This window comes from Bacillus sp. FSL K6-1012 (assembly GCF_037964915.1).
Classification (GTDB): domain Bacteria; phylum Bacillota; class Bacilli; order Bacillales; family Bacillaceae; genus Bacillus; species Bacillus halotolerans.
Map to the genome: position 1 here is coordinate 2,338,207 of NZ_CP150175.1, position 15,594 is coordinate 2,353,800.

Sequence of the window (15,594 nt, forward strand, 5' to 3'; positions counted from 1 at the left end):
ATTTTATACAATCGGACAACAAAAAAGCAAGGCATCCGCCCTGCTTATTTCGCTCTTATTGTGAGCAGCTTTGTTTCGCCTTTATGTGCAGCCTTTTCGCCTGCAGGCTCTATTGTTTCCACAGCTTCCCCATTCATAATGACGATTGGAATGACTGTGCTGCTCGCTTTTTCTTTTATTAACTCCAAATCACACGTGATGAGCGGGTCGCCGACCTTTACTTTGTCACCTTCTTTAATATGAGCGGTAAATCCTTCTCCATTCATATTTACGGTTTCTAATCCGACGTGAATTAACAGCTCGATTCCCGAACGTGTCCGGATGCCCACGGCGTGTTTTGTATGAAACAGCTGAATCACTTCACCTTCAGCAGGTGAAACAATTTCACCATTAGAGGGTTCAACTGCAATTCCTTCGCCCATCATTTTTTGTGAAAAAACAGGATCCGGCACATCTGTCAGATCCATTACCGTCCCGTCTGCCGGAGAATAGATGACCTCTTCCGTAATTTTTTCCTCTGATTTTCCCATTCCGAATAATTTTTTCAGCAATGTGTTATCTCCCTTCCAATTCATCAACCGTTATCCCTTCATTCACCACCTATTTAACCACACTTTCAATTTCGCTTCAATTTATAACAACATCCGGCACAAACGCATAGTCTGATAAAAAAAGGCGGTGGCTCATTTGGAATGTAAAGATGACAAAAAGAATGAATTGTCTAAGAAAGAAGAGATCATCAATCAAGCAATGGACCATCTGTTTCAGTCTTCTGCATTAGGAAATCTTCTACATGGTTTTCAAAACTTGATCGACTCTAGTTTCAAAGATGTACAGACAACGATAGACGTCAGAGAAAGTGATGACGGGCTGTATGTCGATATCACAATTCCAGCAACGTTTCGAGACGGCGAGATTCTCATCGACATTAAGTCCCGGTACCTCCATGTAACGCTTCAGGAAAAACAGAAGGAGCAAAACGCCTCCACATTAACAAGCATGACAAGAACCGTACAGCTGCCTTATGAGGTACACCAGAAAGAAATGGTAACGTCATGGAGTGAGCAGACAATGACGCTTTTCTTCCCAACAAATAAGCATGAATGATTTGATTCATTCATGCTTCTGTTATTTGAAAAAGCTGGTAAATCCCTTTATTAATGAGCCGACTTGATTCATGGCACTCATGACTTGGCCTGTCGTATCCATCATTTTATTAAAGTCAAACTGCCCGTTCGCTTTTTTGAATTGTGACATAATACTTTGAACCTGTGAAGGCTGCTGCTGATTCGGTCTCGGAATAGGATAAGGATTAGGAAATACCGGCGGCTGCATAGGCATAGACTGAGGCGGAATATACGGCTGATAAAACTCCTGTTGTCCGTAATGCTGCGGAACGTACTGTTCAGAATGAACAGGCGCATTCTGCTGATAATATCCCTGCACTTGCTGAGGGTAATAATAACCCAATTGCCGAGGATCGTTTTGAGGTCTCCTTTTCATTGCGATTTCCCCCCTAGACTCAACAGTTTCTCTCCTATATATGTATGAATCATTTCTTTTGTTTGTGTCTGATGCCATCAAGCGTGTTTGTCAAATTGTGTCGAAAGTTTAAATTTTTTAAAAACAGAAAAAAGTCGAATCATTATGATACCATATTTTCAATACAGATGAGAGGGGATGCACCATAATGAACGTATCATACTTAAGCAAACGTTTTGCAGAAATGAAGAAATATGAAACAGACTGTGTGAATAAACTGATGGACTTTGCCAAGTTCCTCTATATTCAAGGACACTTCAACGCAACTGAATTTCGTAACAGTATGAAGGTTCTGGAAGCAAATGGAGCAGAAAGCCCGGCATATGAGCTGAATTAATGTCCGGCCCCCTATAATAAAAATGAAGACAGCCTTATTGGCTGTCTTCACTTGCAATTTCATCCCTCACTGTCTGCAATGTGTAAATGACTGATTCAGTGATGTCTTTGAATCGCTTTTTATGAATGTGATGAACATATGATTGAAGAATCAATTCCAGGAAATTATCTTTTGCGGTCTCTATTTGCTCAGCATGCACATATTTGGGGCGGCGAGCCTTTATAAATTCAAGCGTCCCTTCCGCCCAGTGAGCTGCCAGGGCATCATTCTCCTCCACAGCAGGCTTTATCGTCTCAAAAAAATCGTACGAGTGGTTATTTTCTTTCCCTTCCTGATATCGTGCAGCACCTGTTTCAGCGGCTTCAATCATCTGCTCGGTAACTTTCAGCAATGTTTGTGGTTGCAACATCCTTCACCTCAAAGCTTATCGTACCAAATTTTGCTCATAAATTCAGCCGATACGGTATACCTTGTCCACAGCATACCTCTCTTGAGGGGATCGGTACAGTTCGTTTATACATATATGAAGATCCATGATTTCTTCTTCCAGAACACTCAAACGTTCGTCCTCCGTTTCACGCATTTCAGCCTCGAATACATCTATAGAACGGCTAAGGCTCTGTTCAGCACAGTTTATTTCAGTTTCTATATCAGAAAGCATTCGGAGAATATCTGTCTTGCTTACGTAACCGGACATTTGTGTTCCTCCCTTTACTCTTCTCTCCCGGTTAAATTCTTTGCTCGTACGGCGCAATCCTTCCGCATGACAAAACTAGAAGCAAATCGCCAAACAAACAGGTATTCCACGAAAAGCTGAAGTTTTCGACAAAAAGACACGCAAAAATTGTATGATCCTCACGCTTAATGCACACGATACTTGTGAGGAGGTGCCGTATGAAATCTAGACCGAAAAAAGCCGGCCAGCAAAAAAAGACGGAATCAAAAGCAGTTGATTCTTTAGATAAAAAACTAGGCGGCCCGAACCGTCCTTCTACGTAAGAAGCAAGGAAATTCCTTGCTTCTTTTATTTCTTCAGCCAATGCTCCACCGCAAAGAGCGCATGCAGCTGACGTTTTTTATTTACATACCAGTCGGTCAATTCTATCTGCCGCGGCAATGCCTCCCGTGCAAAGAGGCCTTTCTTTATCTTTCCATGAAACCAATCTGTTTTCTTTCCGTCTAATGAGTGAGTTAATTCAGGGTAGCATGTCCTTAGCATAGGAGATGTCCTTTTTGTGATTCCGATCATTTTTTCCATATCAAAACGGGAGCCTGTATGCGGCACTGTGTGCAAAAAGTCATAAAAAGAAGAAAACAGTTCCGGACTGAACAGCAATTGTGACAGCTGTTTTCCAAGCCTTATCCTTTCTTCGGTTTTAGAAAAACGCTTGGCCGAAATACCGTAGAGAATGCCGTCTGAAGAAGGAAAAATAACGGTGTTGAAATGAAACCAGTCACTTAAATAAAAAGGAATCGTGCCAAAAACGTTCTTTTTGAACGAAGGATTTTGTATAATAGGTGTTTGGATAGTGTTTTGTTCATTTATAATGAGAGCATACATGAGCCGCTCCGTGTTTCGTTCATGCCAAAAACGGGTCCACTCTTCTGTCATAAATTGTGATACGCCAAACAATTGCAGATAGTTGAACAGGGGCTTCCCGGTTTTTACTGACCAGTGGTACAAAAGAAGCTGCGGATAGGCATCTGAAAAGATGAGCCAATTCGCTCTCTCGTATGCCAAAAAGAACCACCTTTGCTGTGACTCACGCAGACCAAGCTGAAACAGACTGCCCTTTAAATCAGTCATTGACCAGCCGGCATTGCGTGAAACGAAGGAAGCTAAGAGTGACCATTTAATTTCTGGATGACGGTCATAGAATGCTTTGTAAGCATTCGTTCTTGAAATATTATCGGCGTTTTCGACTGCCGTCTGCCGCTCAATCCGGCGAAGAAGCTTTCTGATGGCCTGTTGTTCTTGCACGTTCATTCACTTCCGTCACTAATAGTTTAATAAGGAGGATGAGAAAGTGATTCGGTATCCTAACGGAAAAACGTTTCAGCCGAAACATCCGGTTTCATCCCAAAACAGTCATAAAAGAGCGCCATCTTACAGTAATCGCGGAATGACCCTCGAAGATGACTTAAACGAAACGAATAAGTATTATCTGACAAACCAAATTGCCGTGATACACAAAAAGCCGACACCTGTTCAAATTGTAAATGTCCATTATCCAAAAAGAAGCGCTGCAGTCATAAAAGAAGCCTATTTTAAACAATCATCGACAACAGATTATAACGGAATTTATAAAGGGCGGTACATTGACTTTGAGGCGAAAGAGACAAAAAACAAAACCTCTTTCCCCCTGCAGAATTTCCATGACCATCAAATTGAGCATATGAAGCAGGTAAAGGCTCAAGACGGTATTTGTTTTGTTATTATATCCGCTTTCGGCCAGGTTTATTTTTTAGAAGCCGATAAGCTGTTTTATTTCTGGGAAAGAAAAGAAAAAAACGGCAGAAAATCCATTCGTAAAGATGAGTTAGAGGAAGCAGCTTATCCGATTTCTCTTGGATACGCGCCAAGAATTGATTATATTAGTATTATTGAGCAGCTTTATTTTTCGCCATCATCTAGTGCGAAAGGTTGATTAACGAAAGGTTGAGATGTTATGTCAGATCAATTTACGAGTCGTGAAGCTCGACGTAAAGCGAACAGCAAGTCGAGCCCTTCACCGAAAAAAGGCAAGAAACGAAAAAAAGGCGGTTTGTTTAAAAAGACGCTATTCACTTTACTCATTCTGTTTATCCTAGGGGTAGTCGGCGGTGCCGTTACATTTGCCGTCATGGTTTCTGATGCGCCATCACTGAATGAAAACAAATTGAAGACGCCTTATTCTTCAACTATTTATGATAAAAACGGAAAAGAAGTCGCAGAAGTCGGTGCCGAAAAGCGTACCTACGTCTCGATAGATGAAATACCTGATGTCGTAAAAGAAGCCTTTATCGCGACAGAGGACGCACGTTTTTACGAACACCACGGGATTGACCCTGTCCGTATCGGAGGCGCCTTAGTCGCCAACTTTAAAGACGGCTTCGGAGCTGAAGGCGGAAGTACCATCACCCAGCAGGTCGTAAAGAACTCCCTTCTGTCACATCAGAAAACGCTGAAACGGAAGGTGCAAGAAGTCTGGCTTTCTATACAGCTGGAACGTAATTATTCTAAAGATGAAATTTTAGAAATGTATTTAAACCGAATTTATTTTTCTCCTAGAGCTTACGGAATCGGAAAAGCGGCGGAAGAATTTTTCGGCGTCACTGATTTAAGCAAATTGACAGTGGAACAGGCTGCGACACTTGCGGGTATGCCGCAAAGCCCGACAGCGTACAATCCGGTTAAAAATCCTGATAAAGCGGAAAAAAGACGGAACATTGTACTCAGCCTGATGAAAAAGCAAGGATTTATTTCTGATTCTCAATATACTAAAGCCAAAAAAGTGGCGATGAAAGATGAAGGCGTTGTTTCACAGAAGGAATATGAAAAAACAAATTCAAACAAGTACAGCGCGTTTGTCGATGAAGTCATGAAAGAAATAGATGAAAAATCTGATGTCGATCCATCTGCTGACGGATTAAAGATCTATACAACACTGGATACAAAAGCACAAGACACTTTAGATGAATTAATGGATGGGGAGACTGTCGGATTTACTGAAGGAATGCAAGGCGGCGTTTCGCTTCTTGACACAAAAACTGGTGAAGTCCGGGCAATCGGTTCCGGAAGAAACTCAACAGTTGGGGGCTTCAACTATGCCACTCAAGCAAAAACTCAGCCTGGTTCTACCATAAAACCAATCCTAGACTACGGACCAGTTATTGAAAATAAAAAATGGTCCACTTACGAGCAAATTGATGACTCAGCTTATACGTATTCAGATGGAACACCTATCCGTGACTTTGACCGTCGATATAAAGGGCCTATGTCCATGCGGGAAGCACTGGCACAGTCCCGTAATATCCCAGCTTTAAAAGCATTCCAAGCAGTCGGAAAAGACACTGCAGTGGATTTTGCTAACGGATTGGGACTCGGTTTAAATAAGGAAAAAGTGTATGAATCCTACTCTATTGGAGGATTCGGAGATGACAACCCGGGTGTCTCTTCTCTGACAATGGCAGGAGCATACAGCGCATTTGGAAATAACGGAACGTATAATGAACCGCATTTTGTGAAATCTATTGAATTTAACGATGGAACAAAGCTTGACTTAACACCGAAATCTAAGTCAGCAATGAGCGATTATACAGCCTTTATGATTACAGATATGCTGAAAACAGCTGTTAAGACAGGTACTGGACAGCTTGCACAAGTACCTGGAGTCGAGGTAGCCGGTAAAACAGGAACAACAAACTTTAATGAAGATACAATACAAAAGTACAATATCGCACCGGGCGGTGTGCCTGATTCCTGGTTTGTCGGGTATACACCTCAGTACACTGCTGCTGTATGGACAGGTGTAGATTCACAAAACAAGTTAGGGAAAAAATCTTTAAATAAAACGGAACAGCAGGTCGCAAAACGTCTATTTGCACAGCTCATCGCCCAAGTCGATGACGGAAGCGGATCATTTGAGAAACCTGATAGCGTAGTGGAAGCGACTGTGGAAAAAGGCTCTAATCCGGCAAAACTGGCAGGACCGAATACGCCAAGCGATAAAAAGGTCACAGAGTACTTTGTAAAAGGTACATCCCCTTCTACTGTTTCTAAAACATATGAGAAAGAAGAGAAAGAAGAAACAGCAAAACTGTCTGGTTTAAGTGTGAAATATGATAAAGATAATCAATCATTGACATTAAGCTGGAAGTACGACGGAGATGCGACCTTTGCTGTTAAGCAATCTGTTGATGGCGGCAGCTACTCTGAAGTTCAAAACAGCTCTGCAAAAGAAGCAGTCATTTCGGGCGTGCAGCCAGGCTCTGTATACAAATTCGAAGTGACAGCCGTCAGTGATGATGGCAAAAGTTCAGCGTCGACATCCTATGAAGTGCCAAAAGCCGAAGAGGATGAAGATAAAGAAGACCAGCAGCAAACGGATGATGAAAATAAAGATGATGATAAGACTCAGGATGACACACAAACTGATGATTCTCAAACAGATGACAGTCAGACAGATCAAGATCAGACCGATGATTCAACAAACGATCAAGACAAAAAACAAGACAACACGAACACCAATCCGTCCGACAACAGCAACCAAGACCAATCTAACGATAACAGCAGCAATAACAACGGCCGCAAAGAAGAGGACGCGTCAGATGGTGACTCAACGGATGATTCAACAGGGTCTAATACAGATAAAAACAAAACAAATACATCTGACAATACACAAACGAATTCATCATCAACTGAAAAAACGAATTAAAGACAAAGCCATCACCCTTTTAAAGGTGGTGGCTTTTTTCTGCACAAAAAAACCTCCTTTTTATGGGAGGTTTTATCGTTTCATCGCGTGATGCTTATAGAAATGCTTCTTCATTTCTGTAAAAAGTTCATCTAGCTGGATAAAGCAATGATACTGGGTCGGCTTCAGCAAAATGAACTCCACTCGTTCAGCCCAATTAATCGGCTTAGCCGGAAATGATTTCTTTGTCAGTTCTGACCAATTCAGCGATATCACCCGCTCACCCGCTGTCCAATGAAATGAAGCCAGTAAACATACAATCCCTTTAAGCATGTCGTTTTGATCGCATCTGGACTTTCTTGTTTGAAATACAGGGAGAAGTGATTCTTTTGTTTCTTCCCACACTTGAAATAGATACGGAACGTACTTTCCGCTGTTTTCCCACGGCAATATGTCTTGCGTGGTCTCAGAGAAGTCAAAATACAAAGGATTGCCCCTTAATGCTTCCTTGGTATCGGTGAAGTCAATGTGGCCCAGACTGCGCAAATATTGCTCATAAGAAGCTAACAATTCATTCGCTGCCGTCATCGTTTCACCAGCCCTTTTTTATCTCTCTTCTGCCCTTCTCTGCACAGAGAAAGCAATGGACATTCCGCACAGCGCGGCGATTGTGCCTTACAGTGATATCTTCCGAAGAATATGAGACGATGATGGGTAACGGACCAATCTTCTTTAGGAACCTTGCGCATCAGTGTCTTTTCGACTTCCAGCACCGAATCCTTCCACCGGCAGATTCCCAGACGCTTGCTGACCCTCTCGACGTGTGTATCCACTGCAATGGCCGGTACGCCAAAGGCAACAGATACGACAACATTGGCTGTCTTCCGGCCAACTCCTGGGAGTTTCACAAGCTCATCACGGTCCTTCGGTACTTCTCCGCCATAATCTTCAATAATCATTTTACTCAGTTTTTGAATATTTTTTGCTTTATTACGGTACAGACCGATTGATTTGATATCCTGCTGAAGCTCTTCCAGAGCAACAGATAAATAGTCTTCCGGCCGTTTATATTTTTGAAATAATGTTTTGGTCACCCTGTTTACAAGTGCGTCTGTACATTGCGCAGATAAAGCGACTGCCACCACTAATTCAAAAGGATTGGAATGAACAAGTTCACACTCCGCGTGGGGAAACATGTCGCCTATCTTCTCTAAACAGAATTCAATTTGTTTTAGATTTAACACGATTGTCACCTTTTCACTTTATTGTTCAAGCCAATTGTAAAAAGGAACCTGCCTCTTATACTCTTTTTGCGGTTCATTCTGTTTTGTTTGAACACGCCGGAATTTTTGGCTGTGGATTTTGGCCTGTTCCACTGTTTTCAGCCCGTTTTTCTTCCATTCAAACAAAATCCGGTCAATGTAGCGGAAGCTGAGTTTTCCTGATAATACAGCCTCTTTTAAAGCGTGTTTAATCAGCTGTGCATCATGCTGATCCTGATCCTGCCAAATGGCCAGCGTTTCACACTCCAAAGGAGATAACGGTCTTGCAAACTCTTCTTCAAAAATCGTATAAAGGCTTCTTTGTTCCCCTTCTGCTTTTCTTTCTTGTGTTTGATTCTGTGCAAGCTCTATATACTCATAGAGCTTGCCCCATAAAGGCTGGAGTGAATATTTCTCAAACTTGATGCCGTTTTGGTCTTCGCCTTCCTCAATAAACAGAAAACCCTTTTGGATAAACATACGCAATCTGTTTGTGCATTCTTCAACAGAAATCGTCATGCCTTCCTGCAGTTCATGCGGTGTAGGAAAATAAGATCCCTTTTCTAAATGCATTTTGATTTTCAACAGCAGAATCAGTTCTGTTTCATTAAGTCCAAGCTGTTTATAATGGGTCAGCAGAAGATTGGGGATCGTCGACATCCCCATCTCCTGCATATCAATAAATTGCTGTTTTTTCATCGTTACACCTCTTACTGTAAAGGATAGTGTTTTCCCCTTTACTGTAAAAAGTCTCCCTTGCAGGAGACTCTTTTTTTGTTTCATTTAAATGTATTACGGATACAGACGGTTCAACAGTCTTGGGAACGGAATTGTTTCACGTACGTGAGGCGCTCCGCTGATCCAAGCTACTGTACGCTCTAATCCAAGGCCGAATCCGGCATGTGGAACTGATCCATATTTTCTAAGTTCAGCATACCATTTATATGCGTCAGAATCCAGTCCATGTTCTTTAAGGCGCGCTTCCAAAAGTTCCATATCGTGAATCCGTTCAGAACCGCCGATGATTTCTCCGTAGCCTTCAGGCGCGATCAGATCTGCGCAAAGCACTACATCTTCGCGGTCAGATGCCGGCTGCATATAGAACGGCTTTAAGGACGTCGGATAGCGAGTGATGAAAACCGGCTTGTCATAGTGCTCGGCAATCGCTGTTTCATGAGGCGCTCCAAAATCGTCTCCCCACTCGATATCGTCAAAGCCTTTTTCTTTCAGAAAATCAACCGCTTCGTCATACGTAATTCTTGGGAACGGCGCTTTGATTTGCTCAAGTTTTGACGTGTCTCTTCCTAGTGTGTTTAATTCAATTTTGCAGTTCTTAAGAACTGATTGCACGATGAAAGAAACGTAATTTTCCTGTACCTGAAGGTTTTCCTCAAATTCTACAAACGCCATTTCCGGTTCGATCATCCAGAATTCGATTAAGTGACGTTTTGTTTTAGACTTTTCTGCTCTGAACGTCGGTCCGAAGGAGAATACTTTTCCTAATGCCATTGCCGCAGCTTCCATGTACAGCTGTCCGCTTTGAGAAAGGTAAGCATCTTCATCGAAGTATTTTGTCGCAAAGAGCTCAGTTGTTCCTTCAGGCGCACTTCCAGTCAAAATCGGCGGATCTACTTTTACGAAGCCTTCGTTATTAAAGAATTCGTAAGTCGCGCGAATGATTTCATTGCGGATTTTCATGATCGCATGCTGGCGCTTTGAACGAAGCCATAAGTGTCTGTGATCCATCAAAAATTCCGTACCGTGTTCCTTTGGCGTAATTGGATAATCAGTCGCTTCGTGAATGACTTCAATATCTGTCACAGCTAATTCATAACCAAGCGGAGAACGCTCGTCCTCTTTGACAATCCCTTTTATATAGAGTGACGTTTCCTGCGTCACAGATTTAGCCGTTTGGAAAATGCTTTCTTCAACCTCCGCTTTTACAACGACACCTTGAATAAAACCTGTACCGTCTCTCAGCTGTAAAAACGCGATTTTCCCGCTTGAACGCTTATTAGCGATCCAAGCTCCGATCGTTACTTCCTCACCTACGTGCTTGTACACTTGGTTGATTGTTGTTTTCAAAATATTTCCCTCCAAAACAAGAAGACATTCGGAAGCTTTTGCCCCGCGAACTCTTTTATCATCACTTTATTATACCCGGTCTTAACTGACCGGGTCAATGCAGATAAAAAGCGGCTTTTTGTCAGCCGCTTTCTGATCCGTTAGCTATGTTTTTCTACAAAACGTTTGATTCGTTCCACCGCTTTTTCTAGAAGGTCTAATGATGTCGCGTAGGACAACCGGACATTATCAGGAGAGCCGAATCCGGAACCTGGAACAATCGCGACTTTTTCTTCTTCAAGAAGCGCCTTGACAAATTCATCTACATCTTTGAAACCGCAAGTTTGAGCTGCTTTTTTTGCATTCGGAAATAAGTAAAAAGCACCTTCCGGCTTCACGCAGCTGAAGCCCGGGATTTCAACGAGCTGATCATAAATCGTGTTTAATCTATGCTCAAATGCTTTTCTCATCTCCTCCATTGGCTCAGAAGGTCCGTTGTATGCGGCAATCGCTCCGTATTGTGCAATAGATGTCGGATTTGACGTGCTGTGGCTTGCAAGGTTTGTCATCGCTTTGATGATCTCTTCTGCTCCAGCCGCATAACCGATTCTCCAGCCTGTCATGCTGTGTGATTTTGATACGCCGTTGATGACGATCGTTTGCTCTTTCAAACGGTCAGACAGCTGTGCGATGGAAACGTGTTTTTTTCCGCCGTATGTAAGTTTTTCATAAATTTCGTCAGATACTATCAGGATGTCATGATCAAGGCATACTTCGCCAAGCGCGGCCAGCTCTTCTTCCGTATACATAACGCCAGTCGGATTGCTTGGTGAATTAATAACGATTGCTTTTGTTTTTTCTGTAATCGCTTTTTTCAGCTGCTCAGGAGAAATTTTAAAGTGATTTTCCTCAAGCCCTTCCACATAAACAGGCTGACCGCCAGCGAGTTTCACCTGTTCCGGATAGCTTACCCAGTACGGCGTTGGGATAATCACTTCATCTCCTTCATCCAAAATCACTTGGAAAAGGGTATACAGTGCATGTTTGGCACCAGTACAGACAATCAATTGAGACGGTTTGTATTCAATATTCTGGTCACGTTTAAATTTCTCTGCAATGCTGTTCTTTAATTCAGCCAAACCGCCTGAAGGCGTATATTTCGTATGTCCTTCGTTCATTGAGCGTACAGCTGCATCAATAATGTGCTGCGGTGTATTGAAGTCGGGTTCGCCCGCTCCAAGGCCGATGACATCATGGCCTGCCGCTTTCAGTTCTTTCGCTTTCGCTGTAATGGCCAGTGTGGTAGACGGTGTTAATGCGGATACTCTTTTTGCCAGTTTCAACTTGAACTCCCCCTAATTCGTCTTAAGGCGTGATATTTTTGAGAATCTTTCCAGTTGTAAAGTCCACATAACTTAAACTGTATTGTCCTTCTTTGTCTAAGTACGTTACTTCCCAAAGCAGGACGTTCCCTTCTCTTGCCAGGTGAACCTCTTTTTGCTTTGAAACCAGCCCTTCATCTTGTATGATTTTCGCCGCTTTGTCCTCGGTGATTCCCTCTTTTGCTTCTTTTGAGAGAATTTTTGCTTTTTTATCTTCAGGAACCCATACATATAATTTGATGCCTTTTTTGTCGGTTCCCTTTACGATATAATACTTTTCTTTTCCGACAAATGTTTCGACTTGATCAACGCTGGTGAGGTCGGTTTCTTTTTTCGCTTCAGCAGCTGCTGCTTCGTGCCCCTTTTCCTTTTGTGCCATGGCTGATTTATAAATGTTTGCCGAGACAAGAAGTACTGCTAAAAAAATAATACCAAATATGGCGGTAAATATTAATGCTTTTTTTCTCATCTTCTCACCTACGTACGATAAATAGTAAAAACGGCTTGGTTTTTGTTTTCTTCATCAAGCGCAAGACCGAACATCAGATTATCTCTTTTCAGTGTCCGATTCAGCGTGTCTACAATTTTATAAAGGTCATCCGAATGCTCTACATTAATTGTTGAAAGAATTTCGATTTTGCTTTCCATTTTTTCATCCTCCAAATTGAACAAATATTGTTAGTCATACTCCTTTTCAGGACGCGCCATACTAGTACCACAGAGCGGAAAAACCGCTTTTACAAATAAAACACGTCCTACTCCCACACCGGAAAGCCGCTTTATGCGGCTTTTATTCACTTTTTCCGGCAACATAAGCTTCAATCTCACTGTCAGTCACTTCAGATATTGCGGACGTCGGCAGAGCGTCAAGAAACAGGCGCCCGTAACCAGCGGTTTTGACCCGTCTGTCTAATATGACAATCGTTCCTTTGTCTCCGGCTGTCCGGAGCAAGCGCCCAATTCCTTGTCTGAACGTCAGCACCGCTTCCGGCAGTGAGACCGTTTGAAACGGATTGCGCCCTTTTTTCCTCGCCAACTCACATTTTGCAGCGTGCAGCGGATGATCCGGAGCCCGGAAAGGAAGTCTCACGATGATCACTGTCGTCAGCTCATCACCAGGGAAATCAACGCCTTCCCAAAAATGATTCGTTCCAAGCAAAATGGCCTGATTGGCTGTTTTGAACGTTTTCATCAGTTTTCCGGGACTGCCGCCGGTTATGCCTTGAGCCAAAAGCTGAATGCCTGAAACACTCATGGCGAGCTTGAGTTCCTGATGCACTTTTTTCAGCATGTCATGAGACGTAAACAGCACAAGGATTTTCGGCTGTTTTTCTTTTGCCATCAGTTCGATATAACGTGCGGTATCCTGTATAAATTCAGTCTGCCCCGTATCTTGGATCGATTTTATTTCTTTTGGAATCATTACCTGCATCCGCTCATCATAAGAAAAAGGAGACGCGATCCTCATTGTGCGGGGGAAAAAGTCGCTTAACCCCAAACGCTCAATGATAAATTGAAACGAATTTTCTATCGTTAGGGTTGCAGATGTAAGAACGACACTGTTTTTCCGGGCAAAAAACTGATCAGCAAGAAGCTCGCCCGGTTCCAGCGGCTGCGCATATATAGCTACTGCATTCTTCGCACCTTTAGCATCTATCTCAATCCAAACCGCTTCATTGTCATCTGAGCCAAAGAACAGCTGATTTAGAGTCTGGCAGTACTCCCCCAAATCATTCATGCTTCTATTATATTCATCGGCCAAAAAAGCATTTTTGCTTTTCATAACCGTCAGATGTTCTTCCATCAGAGCCGTCTGGGTCTCAAAAAGCTGCTGCAAATGCGCCAGCATAGAACAAAGCCTTTCCGCTCCATCTGTTAAAATAGGCCATCCTTTATCGTGACTTTTTTTGTTCACGTTAAAGACAAGACGGTTTAAGTCTTCTTTAGGTTTTCTTCGTTTGACAAAAGAATGCACAGAGCTGAAAAAAGCATCACTTTCCGCCTGAATATGCTGAATCCACTCCTCCACTTCGAAAAATGAATCCACCGGCAGGCTGTGGCGCTGAAAAAGCTGTCTCATTTTTTTCAGAAGCCCCTGCTCTTTCAGCGTTCCGATTCTGCTCAATTTTGTATGCAGTTCTATGTAAGTTGCTCTTTTTCCTAAATGTTCGCTTGCGGCACGTTCAAAATGGTGTGCTTCATCAATGACAAAAGTCCCGCTATCCGGGAGTCTTTTTTTCCGGCTTGCCTCATCGGTAAGCAGAAGAGAATGATTCGTAATCACCAGGTCAGACCGCATCGCACTTTGTTTGGCCCGTTCATAAAAACCAATCACTTGATCCCTCTGTTTTCGTTTATAAGAATGATCATCATATGCCAATCTGTCCCACAGCAGTTTTCCGCCTGACGGCAAATTCAGTTCTGCTACATCTCCCGTGTTTGTCTCTGTCAGCCAAACAAGAAGCTGGGCTTTTGTCAAAACGGCATCATAGTTATCGTCTTCCTCATGAAGCACCTGCTCAAACTTATAAAGGCACAGATAATGCGTTTGCCCTTTTAAAATAGCCGCAGTCACCGAAAAAGGGAACATATCTTTGATGATCGGCAAATCCTTCGTCAAAATCTGCTGCTGAAGAAGGGTTGAATACGTGCTGATGACGACCGGCTTTTTTGACTTTTTAGCAAAAAGCGCAGCCGGAATCAGGTAGCCGATCGTTTTTCCGATTCCCGGAGCAGCTTCAATCAGCGCGTGTTCACGATTGGCAAAGGCCTCAGCCACTTCTTTCATCATCAGCATTTGGCCTTCTCTTTTTTCGTACTGGGGCATGAACTCAGAGAGCGCTTTTTCATTTCCTGCTGCCCAATTTTCTATCTCAAATAGAAATTCTTCATCTTCTTTGAGACGTTCAATCAAAGGTTCAGGTTCTCTGACAGAAAAAGATGAAAAACGCGTAAAGCCTGGCATATCTGTATGTCTGTTTTCATAAATGAACATATCTAACAAATGCGTCAGATCACTGATAAAATGCTGTGACAGCCTTCTTAACTGCTTTAATGTCGGGTAAGGAAGCCGCCTTAGCTTTTCAAGAATTTCCAAAAAAATAAGTCCTGTGACTTCAGCGTCGCTGTCAGCTCGATGCGGCTGATCATGCCGCAGCTGAAGCTCTTCGCTTAATTCAGTCAGCTTATATCCCTCAAATCCCGGAAATGCGATACGGGAGAGCTCAACAGTATCCAGCACTTCACAATCTGGGAGCTGGAAACCCGCTTTATGTAACTCATGCTTCACAAACCCGAGGTCAAAATGGATATTGTGGGCGACAAAGTAAGCGCCGTCAAGCAAATGAAACACTTCTTCAGCCACTGCTTTAAACGGCGGCTGATTTTCTACCATTTGATTCGTGATTCCCGTAAGCTGTTCAATAAAAACCGGAATGGATTTATTTGGATTAATATATTTTGAAAACCGCTCAGTAATTTGTCCATTTTCAATTACAACCGCTGCAATTTGAATGATTTTATCGCCCTTTTTTGGCGAATTCCCTGTTGTTTCTACATCTATAACAACGAACCGTTGCTTTTTCATTAAAATGGACACCTCAATTCTTGCA

18 protein-coding genes are annotated in these 15,594 nt (G+C 42.7%); 5 read left to right on the top strand and 13 right to left on the bottom strand.

The genetic code is table 11. The features are described from left to right. Nucleotides 1-44 precede the first annotated feature (44 nt). On the bottom strand, nucleotides 45-551 hold the full coding sequence (locus tag NSS75_RS11910) for a PTS glucose transporter subunit IIA (RefSeq protein ID WP_044155315.1): 507 nt from the start codon (nucleotides 549-551) through the stop codon (nucleotides 45-47). Between the two features lie 136 nt (nucleotides 552-687). Between NSS75_RS11910 and NSS75_RS11915 the strand changes: the two genes are divergently transcribed. Beyond that, the gene (locus NSS75_RS11915; protein ID WP_101860382.1) at nucleotides 688-1,107 is read left to right on the top strand and encodes a hypothetical protein; all 420 of its coding nucleotides are present in this window, start codon (nucleotides 688-690) and stop codon (nucleotides 1,105-1,107) included. A gap of 21 nt (nucleotides 1,108-1,128) precedes the next feature. Here NSS75_RS11915 and NSS75_RS11920 read toward each other — a convergent pair whose 3' ends face one another. Next, entirely contained in the window at nucleotides 1,129-1,503 is a 375-nt protein-coding gene (locus tag NSS75_RS11920) for a YppG family protein (protein WP_024121828.1), read from the bottom strand. Between the two features lie 187 nt (nucleotides 1,504-1,690). On the opposite strand from NSS75_RS11920, the gene NSS75_RS11925 reads away from it, so the two are divergent. Continuing rightward, nucleotides 1,691-1,879 (top strand): YppF family protein, encoded by a 189-nt coding sequence (locus tag NSS75_RS11925; protein ID WP_024121829.1) that lies wholly within the window; start codon nucleotides 1,691-1,693, stop codon nucleotides 1,877-1,879. 34 nt (nucleotides 1,880-1,913) lie between these two features. Here the strand turns inward: NSS75_RS11925 and NSS75_RS11930 are convergent, their stop codons facing one another. Beyond that, nucleotides 1,914-2,285 (bottom strand): YppE family protein, encoded by a 372-nt coding sequence (locus NSS75_RS11930; RefSeq protein ID WP_024121830.1) that lies wholly within the window; start codon nucleotides 2,283-2,285, stop codon nucleotides 1,914-1,916. Nucleotides 2,286-2,330: 45 nt separating this feature from the next. Next, entirely contained in the window at nucleotides 2,331-2,576 is a 246-nt protein-coding gene (locus NSS75_RS11935; RefSeq protein WP_095713163.1) for a DUF5446 family protein, read from the bottom strand. Nucleotides 2,577-2,773: 197 nt separating this feature from the next. On the opposite strand from NSS75_RS11935, the gene sspM reads away from it, so the two are divergent. Continuing rightward, on the top strand, nucleotides 2,774-2,878 hold the full coding sequence (gene sspM, locus NSS75_RS11940) for an acid-soluble spore protein SspM (RefSeq protein ID WP_010334703.1): 105 nt from the start codon (nucleotides 2,774-2,776) through the stop codon (nucleotides 2,876-2,878). Nucleotides 2,879-2,903: 25 nt separating this feature from the next. On the opposite strand, the gene NSS75_RS11945 is transcribed toward sspM, so the two are convergent. Further along, the gene (locus NSS75_RS11945; RefSeq protein WP_095713164.1) at nucleotides 2,904-3,866 is read right to left on the bottom strand and encodes a DUF2515 domain-containing protein; all 963 of its coding nucleotides are present in this window, start codon (nucleotides 3,864-3,866) and stop codon (nucleotides 2,904-2,906) included. Nucleotides 3,867-3,906: 40 nt separating this feature from the next. On the opposite strand from NSS75_RS11945, the gene recU reads away from it, so the two are divergent. Together recU and NSS75_RS11955 are read left to right on the top strand one after the other, a co-directional pair. After that, the gene (gene recU / locus NSS75_RS11950) at nucleotides 3,907-4,527 is read left to right on the top strand and encodes a Holliday junction resolvase RecU (protein ID WP_024121833.1); all 621 of its coding nucleotides are present in this window, start codon (nucleotides 3,907-3,909) and stop codon (nucleotides 4,525-4,527) included. Between the two features lie 21 nt (nucleotides 4,528-4,548). Further along, the gene (locus tag NSS75_RS11955) at nucleotides 4,549-7,296 is read left to right on the top strand and encodes a PBP1A family penicillin-binding protein (RefSeq protein WP_339233204.1); all 2,748 of its coding nucleotides are present in this window, start codon (nucleotides 4,549-4,551) and stop codon (nucleotides 7,294-7,296) included. 72 nt (nucleotides 7,297-7,368) lie between these two features. Here NSS75_RS11955 and NSS75_RS11960 read toward each other — a convergent pair whose 3' ends face one another. The 8 genes from NSS75_RS11960 to dinG form a co-directional block, all read right to left on the bottom strand. After that, entirely contained in the window at nucleotides 7,369-7,863 is a 495-nt protein-coding gene (locus NSS75_RS11960; RefSeq protein ID WP_101860380.1) for a YpoC family protein, read from the bottom strand. Beyond that, entirely contained in the window at nucleotides 7,860-8,519 is a 660-nt protein-coding gene (gene nth / locus NSS75_RS11965; protein ID WP_198098402.1) for an endonuclease III, read from the bottom strand. The genes NSS75_RS11960 and nth overlap by 4 nt, the downstream gene beginning before the upstream one ends. A gap of 18 nt (nucleotides 8,520-8,537) precedes the next feature. Then, nucleotides 8,538-9,236 carry a DNA replication protein DnaD gene (dnaD, locus tag NSS75_RS11970; RefSeq protein ID WP_095713168.1) on the bottom strand — a complete coding sequence of 233 codons (699 nt, stop codon included), beginning with the start codon at nucleotides 9,234-9,236 and terminating at the stop codon, nucleotides 8,538-8,540. A 93-nt stretch (nucleotides 9,237-9,329) separates the two neighbouring features. Beyond that, nucleotides 9,330-10,622, bottom strand: coding sequence for an asparagine--tRNA ligase (gene asnS, locus NSS75_RS11975; RefSeq protein WP_095713169.1), 1,293 nt, complete (start codon nucleotides 10,620-10,622; stop codon nucleotides 9,330-9,332). Nucleotides 10,623-10,762: 140 nt separating this feature from the next. Further along, nucleotides 10,763-11,944, bottom strand: coding sequence for an aspartate transaminase AspB (gene aspB, locus NSS75_RS11980; RefSeq protein ID WP_024121838.1), 1,182 nt, complete (start codon nucleotides 11,942-11,944; stop codon nucleotides 10,763-10,765). Nucleotides 11,945-11,966: 22 nt separating this feature from the next. After that, nucleotides 11,967-12,452 carry a cell wall elongation/penicillin-binding protein regulator TseB gene (tseB, locus tag NSS75_RS11985; RefSeq protein WP_024121839.1) on the bottom strand — a complete coding sequence of 162 codons (486 nt, stop codon included), beginning with the start codon at nucleotides 12,450-12,452 and terminating at the stop codon, nucleotides 11,967-11,969. An 8-nt stretch (nucleotides 12,453-12,460) separates the two neighbouring features. Then, nucleotides 12,461-12,631 (bottom strand): YpmA family protein, encoded by a 171-nt coding sequence (locus NSS75_RS11990; RefSeq protein ID WP_003225588.1) that lies wholly within the window; start codon nucleotides 12,629-12,631, stop codon nucleotides 12,461-12,463. 142 nt (nucleotides 12,632-12,773) lie between these two features. Continuing rightward, a complete protein-coding gene (gene dinG, locus NSS75_RS11995; RefSeq protein ID WP_339233208.1) occupies nucleotides 12,774-15,569 on the bottom strand; it encodes an ATP-dependent DNA helicase DinG in 2,796 nt (931 codons plus the stop codon). Between the last annotated feature and the right edge of the window lie 25 nt (nucleotides 15,570-15,594).

Coding starts and splice junctions, on each gene's coding strand:
- NSS75_RS11920 (WP_024121828.1), bottom strand. CDS start 1,503: ATGAAAAGGAGACCTCAAAACGATCCTCGGCAATTGGGTTATTATTAC.
- NSS75_RS11925 (WP_024121829.1), top strand. CDS start 1,691: ATGAACGTATCATACTTAAGCAAACGTTTTGCAGAAATGAAGAAATAT.
- NSS75_RS11935 (WP_095713163.1), bottom strand. CDS start 2,576: ATGTCCGGTTACGTAAGCAAGACAGATATTCTCCGAATGCTTTCTGAT.
- sspM (WP_010334703.1), top strand. CDS start 2,774: ATGAAATCTAGACCGAAAAAAGCCGGCCAGCAAAAAAAGACGGAATCA.
- NSS75_RS11945 (WP_095713164.1), bottom strand. CDS start 3,866: ATGAACGTGCAAGAACAACAGGCCATCAGAAAGCTTCTTCGCCGGATT.
- NSS75_RS11955 (WP_339233204.1), top strand. CDS start 4,549: ATGTCAGATCAATTTACGAGTCGTGAAGCTCGACGTAAAGCGAACAGC.
- NSS75_RS11960 (WP_101860380.1), bottom strand. CDS start 7,863: ATGACGGCAGCGAATGAATTGTTAGCTTCTTATGAGCAATATTTGCGC.
- dnaD (WP_095713168.1), bottom strand. CDS start 9,236: ATGAAAAAACAGCAATTTATTGATATGCAGGAGATGGGGATGTCGACG.
- tseB (WP_024121839.1), bottom strand. CDS start 12,452: ATGAGAAAAAAAGCATTAATATTTACCGCCATATTTGGTATTATTTTT.
- NSS75_RS11990 (WP_003225588.1), bottom strand. CDS start 12,631: ATGGAAAGCAAAATCGAAATTCTTTCAACAATTAATGTAGAGCATTCG.
- dinG (WP_339233208.1), bottom strand. CDS start 15,569: ATGAAAAAGCAACGGTTCGTTGTTATAGATGTAGAAACAACAGGGAAT.